Source organism: Bradyrhizobium sp. MI1.11 (assembly GCF_055811255.1).
This window is the reverse complement of the sequence record NZ_JBVVPM010000109.1, coordinates 1-10,116: the sequence shown is the minus strand read 5'-3', so window position 1 is coordinate 10,116 and position 10,116 is coordinate 1. Positions and strand designations below refer to the sequence as shown.

Annotated in this window: 8 protein-coding genes; 3 read left to right on the top strand and 5 right to left on the bottom strand. The window is 57.3% G+C overall.

Features of this window, described 5'->3' with window-relative positions; translation table 11 throughout:
• Positions 1-809 precede the first annotated feature (809 nt).
• The 5 genes from AC0L30_RS41720 to ybgC all read right to left on the bottom strand — a co-directional run bounded on the left by AC0L30_RS41720 (position 810) and on the right by ybgC (position 4,366).
• Positions 810-2,090, bottom strand: a complete 1,281-nt coding sequence (locus AC0L30_RS41720; protein WP_473309204.1) for a type II toxin-antitoxin system HipA family toxin — start codon at positions 2,088-2,090, stop codon at positions 810-812.
• On the bottom strand, positions 2,059-2,379 hold the full coding sequence (locus AC0L30_RS41715) for a helix-turn-helix domain-containing protein (RefSeq protein WP_473256310.1): 321 nt from the start codon (positions 2,377-2,379) through the stop codon (positions 2,059-2,061). The genes AC0L30_RS41720 and AC0L30_RS41715 overlap by 32 nt, the downstream gene beginning before the upstream one ends.
• Positions 2,380-3,147: 768 nt before the next feature.
• On the bottom strand, positions 3,148-3,585 hold the full coding sequence (locus AC0L30_RS41710) for a CoA-transferase (protein ID WP_473309205.1): 438 nt from the start codon (positions 3,583-3,585) through the stop codon (positions 3,148-3,150).
• A gap of 16 nt (positions 3,586-3,601) precedes the next feature.
• Positions 3,602-3,895 carry a hypothetical protein gene (locus tag AC0L30_RS41705; protein WP_473309206.1) on the bottom strand — a complete coding sequence of 98 codons (294 nt, stop codon included), beginning with the start codon at positions 3,893-3,895 and terminating at the stop codon, positions 3,602-3,604.
• A 27-nt stretch (positions 3,896-3,922) separates the two neighbouring features.
• Entirely contained in the window at positions 3,923-4,366 is a 444-nt protein-coding gene (gene ybgC / locus AC0L30_RS41700) for a tol-pal system-associated acyl-CoA thioesterase (protein WP_473309207.1), read from the bottom strand.
• Positions 4,367-4,693: 327 nt separating this feature from the next.
• Here ybgC and AC0L30_RS41695 point away from each other — a divergent pair, with 327 nt between their 5' ends.
• From AC0L30_RS41695 to AC0L30_RS41685, 3 genes are all read left to right on the top strand, one after another.
• On the top strand, positions 4,694-5,977 hold the full coding sequence (locus AC0L30_RS41695; RefSeq protein WP_473309208.1) for an NAD(P)/FAD-dependent oxidoreductase: 1,284 nt from the start codon (positions 4,694-4,696) through the stop codon (positions 5,975-5,977).
• A 1,747-nt stretch (positions 5,978-7,724) separates the two neighbouring features.
• On the top strand, positions 7,725-7,934 hold the full coding sequence (locus AC0L30_RS41690; RefSeq protein WP_473309209.1) for a hypothetical protein: 210 nt from the start codon (positions 7,725-7,727) through the stop codon (positions 7,932-7,934).
• 988 nt (positions 7,935-8,922) lie between these two features.
• Positions 8,923-9,609 (top strand): HAD family hydrolase, encoded by a 687-nt coding sequence (locus tag AC0L30_RS41685; RefSeq protein WP_473309210.1) that lies wholly within the window; start codon positions 8,923-8,925, stop codon positions 9,607-9,609.
• The last annotated feature ends 507 nt before the right edge of the window (positions 9,610-10,116 follow it).

The following is a 10,116-nucleotide window of genomic DNA, read 5'->3' as shown; positions in this document are numbered from 1 at the left end:
GGTCAATCCAGGAAATCCGCCGCATTGCTATCAGACTTGCGCGGAAGCGGATTCAACCCGCACACATTATCGCATGGCCCTTCTGGCGCAGAGCTCACCAGGCTGCCGCTCAACGCGCCCACTTCAAATCAAAAAAGCAACTGTAATGCTAGATGTATCGCCGGTCTGCCACCTCCCTGCGCCGGGCGAAACCGTCACTGCGGCCCGAGCCGTAAGGAAGCGCCTGGATGGGCCAATCTGGTTCAGCCTGTGCTCGACCGGCACAATGTTCACGCCAGTGTATGGCGTTCCGTGTTGACGAACAGCTTGAGGCAGCCGTAAGCGCTGCCTGTCCCCGTCGGTCGTCGTCGCGGCGTTGATGCCGATTTCGGGTACAACGGTGCCGGCAAACAAGGCGGTCGCATCGACCGAGCCGGTTGCGAGGTCTGCGGCCGCCTGCGGGGTTGGACCTTTTACTGTGACTACTTAGGTGAAGTTACCTATCGGTCGTTTGGTTGTTGCGGTTTTTGAGATTTGCTATTTTGAGGAACTGATTCATGGACAGCGCACAAGCTGCCTGCATGTCATCTTGGCTCGCCTGACGACTTCCAGGGCAGCGATTTCGTTTGTGTTGCAGCCCAGGCAAGCGCGCTCCAGACAGCGATAAGCAACGACGCCGCCGGCGATCCAGGGCAGGCCCGTTCGCTTCTTCCTCAACATCCTTGGGACCTGAGCCGATGGTTGGAGCAACAGATTTTTCGCGCTACTAAAACGAGCCGACGCCGCTCTTTGCGGGAAGGTATCGAATTGTAGCGATTTCGCGCAACCCTTCAAGCGTTAGGCAAAGACTTCGGAGGGTCGCCGGGATCTAGAACCAAGCTCATCTCCCTGATCTTGGCATCGATCTTCTCGAGGACGGCGATCGGAACGACATCCCGCTCCGGGAGATTCCACCAATGATCGTTCGCGGACGAAACGACTTCCTCGACGGCCGAGATCACCGCCGGTTCGGGCAGCCGCGCCCGATTGGCAAACTTTCGCCAGCGGTCCGGCGTGAGAGCCTTGAACGATTTCTCTCCTCCCAACGACAGGGCCATATTGTCCTTTGGAAAATATGCGGTGGTCGATAGGACGTCGTACACGGGCGCGATCGCCGGAGTGCAACCGTCGCCCGGATATATCGTGGACCAATTCTTCAAGTGCATGTCGCCGTTGCCGACAAGCGCGGCAAGGGCTAGTCGACGAACAAATTCTAGTGCGGCTCCTGTCGATACCGCCACATTCAGCGCGGAGGCGATGTCGTGGTACGAAGCGTCATCGTATTTTTTGGATGGCTGCCGGCCGAAGATTTGAGCGAAGTCTTCGATGTGAATTCGGGCGCCTGCGGGTCCTCGGTCGAAACGCTTCACCAGCAGGACCTTGCCGGTCGACAGGGTGTTGAACTCTTCGGGTATTCCCTCGAAATCGGATTTTTCTACAAGCTCGCGTTCCGGTACATCCATTCCGAGGGCGTCGGATAACGCCAAGATCGCGAACTCGTTTTCCGACAATCCTACCAGATTGGTCGCAGGAAATTTCGCGATGTACTGACCTTGCTCGTCGCCGATTGGCAAAGTCAGGCCGCCCCCCTTGCCCGTGTTCTTCGTCACAGACAGCTTCATCTGAACTCCCGCCAAGGAAAACCGAGCTTTGATCTCGCCTGGAATTTCTCGAGCCGCTATCGTGGTGCTGCCGTCGCTCGGTAGGACCCGCACCGCGCCTGGCAGGTCCGCGCCGAGCGCCGCCAATAGATCAAAGTCGTTTCCCTGCCTTACGACTCCCGCATGATGTTTTTCCATCGCCTCGCGGAGCTTGTCCTCGGGCAACATGTTTGCGAAGAACGCCGGCAGCATGTGCGCTACAGGCTTCGGGTCCTTACGGAGACCACCATGGGCGGAGCGCAACGAGAGGCTGAAGATCGGAGGCCTTTCCATGGCTCGATAGGCTCGGTCGAGACTGAAGGCGTTGAAATCGCCTGGCGTACGCACGACCGTTCCGACCTTGAGGTCGTGAAGAAGCACGTCGAGCGACTGGATGGTGTTAGGGGCGCGGACCTGGGTAATCATCATCATCCGTGTCGGTTGTGAATGCTGGTCGGTCTTCGTCGTCGGAAGGGCGAAGCAGAGCGTTGACGCCAGGGACCATTGCTTGTGGGATCAGCATCAACTCCATGCCGAGCGCGCGCGCGACGTTGATAAGCGTGTTCGCCCGCGCAGCAGCGTCGCCTTGTTCGATATCCCGGTAACGTGGCCTGGAAATGCCTGCGCGTTCGGCCACCTGCTTTTGAGTCAGGCCCGCTTGTTTCCTCGCGTCACGGAGGAGCCGTCCGAGCTGGTGGGTCGCTTCTGAGTGCCGCTCCATGATCTGTTTTCTCTGTTTTCGTTGTCTTTTTGCCGTGAGAGGTACGAAAAGGTATCTTTTGTCAATTCGAGTGTCAAATTATGATCTGTATACGCATCTTTTTACGATCAAATGATCCGCCAACGTATCTTTTTTATGGGGCTAAATCCGGCCGCATGACTGGACTGCGGGACAGTCGCGTCTTGCCTACGGGGCGAATGCCGCCCAAGAACACGCGCACAAGTCTTGCCTTGCCAATCCGGAATCCCCGCTCCGTGCTAATTGCCGGGAAGACACCCGGGGCCGAAAGGGATTCGCCGCGGAGGAACGGTTCGATGCTGGAGTGGTCCGATGCTGATCAAAGAGAACCTCGGAAGCGGCAACGACCACCAGAGGGTCTTTGATCACGGGCGCAGCCTGAAATGACCATCCGATATCGGTGTGCCGATCACCGCCGGTGGCACACTGGAATGCACGGGCCCGTCCCCGACACCCCCCGTGTCGCTCGGGGCCGATTTTCGCTCTGGTCCCGAGACTTTGACCACAGCGTTTGACGAGAACGAGGGGGCGACTAATTTTCCGAATTCAGCTAGTGGGGTGTTGTGTCGACTGCGGTCGAATTGATTATGGAAGGATACGCCCGCTAGGGGATGGGAGGCTTTAGAAGACCTGCGCATGCATCGCCGACCACTGGGCCGTCGATCTCAAGGCGATTGACGGCTTCGATTGCAGCCGGTCAATCAGCAGCTCGAGGAGGAGATCGCCGCGATCGAAGCGGGCCTTGCAGGGTTACCCGACAGCGGTCTCCGCCTTAATCAGGGCAAAATCCGCCCTGAGCCAGCACTCCTGCAAATACATTTGTCCCTCGACTTTCGCGACCAGGGGATGCGCTCGGCCAATGTGCCCTGGCGAACGAGTTCGAGTTCGATCTGTCGGGCGTGGTACTTTCTGGAGAAACGCGCGCGAATTTGCTGAGGGCGAGAACAAGCAAATCAACTTTTTTACTGCCGCACGCTCTATCAATGCCGCGAGACCGACGTGACCGTTGCCGTCATTGTTGTTCACTGGTGTGAGGTGCTTGGGGCGCCCCGACGCATGGAGTCGCACGAGAAGCGCATGGATCAGATCGACCGGAGCGCGCGCGCCTCCAAAACCGCCAATCATGACCGTCGCGCCATCGGGAATGTCCGCAACTGCCTGCACGAGCCTGGATACCGTCTTGTTCATCACTCTCCTGCTGCACTCACCGGATCGATTGAGATTCACTCAACAGACGGGAACCTCTCAACCGGATCGAGGAATCAAGAACAAAACTGCCCGGGCCGCGCCAGTCGCCAATCGGCCCGTCATCCTTGACGCAGGTTTCGCTGTGGTCGCTGTGACCGAAGCGGCCGACGAAGTCCGATTTGTTTTCGTTCTTCGCCGGCTTTTGGTTCGTCCGGCTTTGGATGTGCAATTGAGCCGTCCGGTGTTTGCCGCAGCCCATTTGCTTTAACTTATGCCGCCATGATGACTTGATTTCGTTGGAGCGCTGCAAGGCAAAAGCGTGAATGAGGCGGCAGATTTATCTATGCCCTTCCATAGCGAGCCGCAGCGACTTCGGGATGCGCTGCGCCTTTCCAGCTGAGATAAACGCTACCCGTACACGTGCTGTGACCAGGAGATCGTCGCCGCGCCTGCATTCCTGCAGCAAGGCAATCGACGCGCCCCTCACCTCTTGCGGGACTGTGACGACGTCAAGAATGTCATCCAAGACCGCCGGTTTTAGAAAATCGATCGTCATCGAGCGCACAACGAAGGCAACACCGCGCGCATCGTTCTTGGCTTCTTTGAGTAATGCTTGCTGATTCGTTCCGAGCAGGCGCAAATAGTTCGTTCTGCCGCGTTCCATGAAGCGCAAGAAATTTGCGTGATAAACAATCTGGCCGGAGTCGGTATCTTCGAAATAGACCCGGATCTGCATATGATGGCGGCCGTCGCGAATTTCGCCATCAAGAGAGGCTGTCACGGTGCGGTCCCCTTGCTGCCCTTTTGGGACCCATTGTCTCGCACAAAGGCGCGTTCCAGAGCAAGCGCCGATGGGCTTTGGCTTTGTTCGCGCAGTCGGAGCTCCGGCGCACCGCCGCGGGGTGCTGCGCGTGCCCTCAACAGATCAACAACTTAGAAGCTCTGCCCCATCTTCGGGGTGATGACGAACTGCCCATTGTCCTGCGATTTGCCTGTCAGTGTGGCGCTGGCACGTCAGTTTTGGATACTAGAGAGGTCCGCCACCGGTATTCACGATTGCTGCTGGACCTCGGGTCGATCAAGAAGCTACTTGTAAGAGGATTGGCGGATGCGAAACAATCGACGATCACACGGACTGTGGGTGCTGACTGCGCCACCAGCGCCACAAACTGCTCCACTTACCGATGAAATTGCAGCGGATATCGTCGTGATTGGCGGTGGATATACCGGGCTGTCGGCGGCCCTTCATCTAGCTGAAGGTGGAGCGCGTGTCGCGCTTTTGGAGGCGTCTGAAATAGGATTCGGCGGGTCCGGGCGGAACGTCGGGCTCGTGAATGCGGGCATGTGGCTCATGCCTGAGGCGCTTCCGGCCGCGCTCCGCGCGCCTTTTGGAGAACGGTTACTTGAACAGCTCGGCCGCGGACCGCAGACGGTATTCGAGCTCATCGAAAAGCACCACATCGAATGTGAAGTCGAACGTGCCGGCACCCTGCATTGTGCGGTCGGACGTAAGGGCTTGGAGGAGGTTGAGGCCCGTGCCGAACAGTGGCAGAAGCGTGGAGCGCCCGTCCTGGTGCTAAATGCGGAGGCAACACGCAGCAAAGTAGGCGGTGGCGACTACACCGGCGCGCTGCTCGATAAGCGCGCCGGCACCATACAGCCATTGGCTTATGTGCGAGGGTTAGCGCGGGCCGCGCTCGCGATGGGAGCCAGGATATTTACTCATAGTGAGGCTGTCATGGCGCAACAGAATGGTTTCCGCTGGAGAGTCGGCACCGAAAGCGGATCTGTAGAGGCCGACTGGGTGGTCGTCGCGACGGACGCTTATAGCAAAGGACTTTGGTCTGAGGTACGGCAGGAACAGATTCAACTGCCCTATTTCAACTTTGGCACGCCTTCTCTGCCCGACGATCTGAGAAAGTCTATCCTGCCTGAGCGGCAGGGTGTGTGGGACACTCGAGAAGTCCTCTCTTCGTTTCGCCTCGATCGCTCCGGGCGACTCGTGTTTGGCAGTGTTGGTGCGCTTGAGGGGATTGGGCGATCTATTCACCGCGCTTGGGCCCAAAGATCGTTGCACAAGCTTTTTCCAGGACTTCGGGGCGTCCAGTTTGAAACCGGCTGGTTTGGCATGATTGGAATGACCTCCGACAACTTGCCCCGTCTTCACAAGCTGGACCGCAACGTCATCGGTTTCAGTGGCTATAACGGCCGCGGAATCGCACCAAGCACTGTGTTTGGCAGTGTTTTGGCTTCGTATGTATTGGGGCAGATCGCGGAGAACGACCTGCCGTTGCCGGTCACCGCGGTTGAATCCCAGCGCTTCCGTGCAGCGCAGGAGGCGTTTTATACGGCGGGCTCCCAGCTTGTTCACCTGATGGATTCCTGGTTCTGATCAACCCAGCAACTCGGTTGGCTTCACAAGCTGCCCTCGCTCGAAGCATGCCGGTGCTCGTGATGTTGTTATGATGGGTTCAAGGGCGCCGTCATGGAACTTAGGATACCTCGGGTCAGACAATCGGATGGTGAAAACGACGAGCTTGCAACGGGTGACGTTCATGCCTCGAGCTGTCGGTTCTCCGCCGAATGCCAGTCCGCACCGTGGAGGCGGATCATCTCCCGACGGGACCGCTCGATGAAGACGCGCTCAACGCAAAAGCCGGCAGTGACCGAAGCCGCACTTTAAAAGGGTTTCTCGATATCGCGAGACACCGGCGCGAAGGCCCCACCCCATCGCCGGCACTGGAAGCGCTCATGAGTTGCCGTCACGGCGGCCCAAAGGGAGCGCCAGCCTGTTAGGCGAGTTCTGCGCGTTTCGTTTCGCTGAAACCGTCTGGAAACTCCCTTATGATGGATTGGGCAACTTCGCCTCCCTGCTTTATCCCGGCATCGTAGTGCCAGATGCCAGCGCGGCTTTCTGTTTGGGTGTCATAATTAATCCATGCGCCGAGCGCGTGCGCGGCGAAATCTCTTCCGAATAATGAGGTTGTCCACAGGAAGGCCCTGTGAATAGCCGGCATAAGGTTCCGCTATTTGCGGCTGCACTCCGGGAAACGTGTTCAGGTCGTGACGAATCGGGGAGAACCGCCAGCTTGCGAGGGCCCCGATTGCCCGCGCAACCCTTCCGGACTGCGGGCCAAACGCTGATGTTAGCAGCAACAGCACTACATTCGGTAAGTCCCGAGAGGTCAAGTCCGGCTTCACTCTAGTGACAGAAGTCGGGTGGCTACCTATAAAGAACGCCAACTACCTACAGTAATCTAACAGCGACTCTTTCGATCAGGATCAGGGGCCGGGAGTCGCGGCTCCTTCGCCGCTCTCTACCGATGAATGGGCTGTCATCGCGAAATCGGAATTGCAGCAGGCCACACATTGCCTCCGCAAAGGAATTATGCGCATACGTCAGCACAAGGACACCATTCGATGGCGTCTGATCGTATGGGCAGATCACAATCCGAAGTGAGCGACCGACAACAGCGGAAGTCCGGTTCAGCCGGGCTTCTACACTCTTGCTTGGAGATGCCCATTCAGGCAAGAGTACTTGAGAATGAGCTAGAAGTATTTCGCGGCCCGGTCTTCAGCATCTTCCACTTCCGGCATCATTACTTTCGATGCGTCGGACAGCTAGCCGCCAATGGAATTCAGCATCATTCTGAGAAGATTCAGAGCCTGCGCCAACGTCTTCGCCTCCGATTTGCCGCGCAACCAGCCCACTTGCCATTGTCACTGCGTCCGGTGGCTCCGGGTTGAGCCATCGAAGGTCATCAGAGCGTCGCCGCGCCTCGCGCTCGCGCGGTTGCCTAAGCATTTCGGCGGTTCGCCTAACGGACCCAAGCCGTTTGGCTCTTTGCGGGCCTGAAAATCGTTTTGCATTCTTGCGAGTGCGGCCGGTCGCCCGGGCTTTGCTGAGAGGAATGCGTGCGCGTGCCATTGAAATTCATTCCTTTTATATAAATTGGGTATGGGGACTCCATTTGCAGCTGTGCGCGTGAACGACCGGGTCGGTGTTTGGGTTGGCCGTTCTGTGCCTTTCGAGATGCCCCCTACCCATGTGGAGCCATGCGAGCCCGACAAAGATTGCAATCAGGTGCATGCTCCGAAGAAACATCTTCTCGGAAGCAACGGCAATACGGGCAACGGCGATGAATGAAGTTACGATGCTCAACGCGGAGTTAGATCGCTGCAAGGCTGAGCTGAGGGACCTCAACGCGAAGACGAGCTCAATTTCCTGCACGCAGCCGGTGGACATGACCGCAGTCGAGGACGTGGCGAGGCGAATTCGCCAAATTGCCGAACGGGTCGAAGTCTTGACGCGCGCCATCCTCCACGGTCCACAAGCCGGAACACAATAAGGCTGCCACGAGCCCTGCCGGGCGGCCAGTTACAAAGTTAACCCGGCGGGGACATGCCCAGGCTAGGATCATATTTCTAAGCCTTGCGTGTTCTTGCAGCAGCTCAACTTCTTCTGTCTGAGCCCTGTTGCTTTCGTCAACTGTCGGCCACCAAATCTTGCGAAGCGGTTCGCGATCACTGTAGGTCGCAGGAACGTGCGCTTTTAGATGACGTAACTTGCGCGACACGCGATGCAGCTTCTGCGCTGCTACGGGTGGAAAATGCCTTAAACGGGCAGATATTCTGGCGGGAATTGTGCGAGGCCTTTAGCCTCTTCGCCCTGCCCGTGCATTGGATGTAACCGTTGACATAAGTGCGATGGCAAGGGCCGCGTCCCCAAGCCGGATGATGATCGGACCTGAGGCGTCTTCAGCGAAGCTCGAGTCTGCCAAGGACCGCGAGTGCTCGCCACGAAAGATCGCTGCGCGGTCCTCAAATCGCGTGTTGCTCAGGCAGTCGCCTGCTGAAGCCCGACTTCACCATGCCAAACCGGAGCGTCTTCAGCGCAAAGGCCCCGTCTCCATGGAGCGCCGCCCGCGAACACTTGCGAATGGCGCCTCCATCATATTCAACATTTCGCGTTGTCGTGTTCAGCCGTATCCGGCTGAAGACGTTAATGTCGGAGACCAGACACTGAGACGCGAGTATTCCGTCGCCGGAGCCGAAGAACATGGTTTTGCCCTCTTCAAGCAAGGCTCGCAAATGGCTTTGGTGGCACGTGGATTGCTGGGACACCGAAAAGAGCCCGTACGATCATGACGGCCTCGCAGCGCCGGCCCAGGAGTCCAAATGAAACTTGCTCGATTGATCGCGAGCGTCAATCGTCTCCATTCTCGCCAGCATTTCAACTCATCTAGTGTGTCGATGCCCAGGCCGTAGTAGTTCGGTGCTACTATACGTGGCGAACGACGGTGGCACCCGCACGGAATCTATGCTTAAGGTCAGATCATGAAACCGGTTCTCGTCTTCGATTGGAATGGAACGTTGCTTGATGATGCATACGCACTGCTCGAAACCACCAATGCAATTCTAGATCGCTTTGGTCGTACAACGATCGACATGAAGACGCTCCGGGAACATTGCGACGTTCCGCTGTCTCTTCTTTATCGCAGCCTCGGACTATCGCGAGACGAGCTTGCGACGGTGGATCGCGATGGGAGTGCAATGTTTCACGACGCCTATGAGGCTCTTGCGGGCAGAGCGGATCTACGCGAGGGCGCGCGCAGAGTCTTGGAGTTGGCGCGCCGAGAAGGGGCTTCGTCCATCATCGTGAGCAACCATATAGTCGACCCTCTGCGCTACCAATTGAGAAGACTTGGAATCAATGACTGCATCGACGATGTGCTCGCGTTCGAAAGCCGCGACACGCAATACAAATCGACAAGCAAAGGAGAGCGACTTCGTCTATACATGCAGAAGAACAACTTGAACCCAGCGTCAACTTTCATCATCGGCGATATGCCGATCGAAACGGATATTGCACGGAATCTCGGACTGATAAGTATAGCCATTACCGGGGGATTTGTTTCCGAGGCGCGCCTGCAAGCGGCGCATCCAGACTACACGATTAACAACCTTCATGAGCTGTTGCCAATCTTACGAAGCTACGGTTTATTTGGGATGCACAAATCATGATCGGCGAGAAAATCACCGCACAGCGTCTGTAAAACCTTGATCATGTGGTCGATGTTGAACGAGTTTATCTCGGCGATTCGAACTCCGCCTTCGACATCGCACGCGTCGCATGGCTCAACTCAGTCGCGAGTCCAGCATCTGCAATACCGAACCCGTAGTCCGGCACCTGCCGCACTCGCGGCATTACAGGCGCCTATAGTCGTCACCGTGCGCTGCTCGAGGCTTGACGATGCCAGATCGAACAATAACCCATCTCTCACCCACACATTGCCGCTCTTACGACCTCAGCGATCCCAGATGGTCGAGCGTGTTGGGAAGCGTCACATTGTAGAATCGGAGAGCAACTTCACCCCGATGTGCGTCGAACGCTGGCTCTGACGCATATTCGATGATCGTGTTTGTTTTTATGGCGCGCCAATCAGCCTAGCCTGAAGGAGATCGAGCTTAGCGCGCCCGTACATCTGCCGCTTGACCAGCTTGAGCTTGGTGATCTGAGCTTCCACTTGG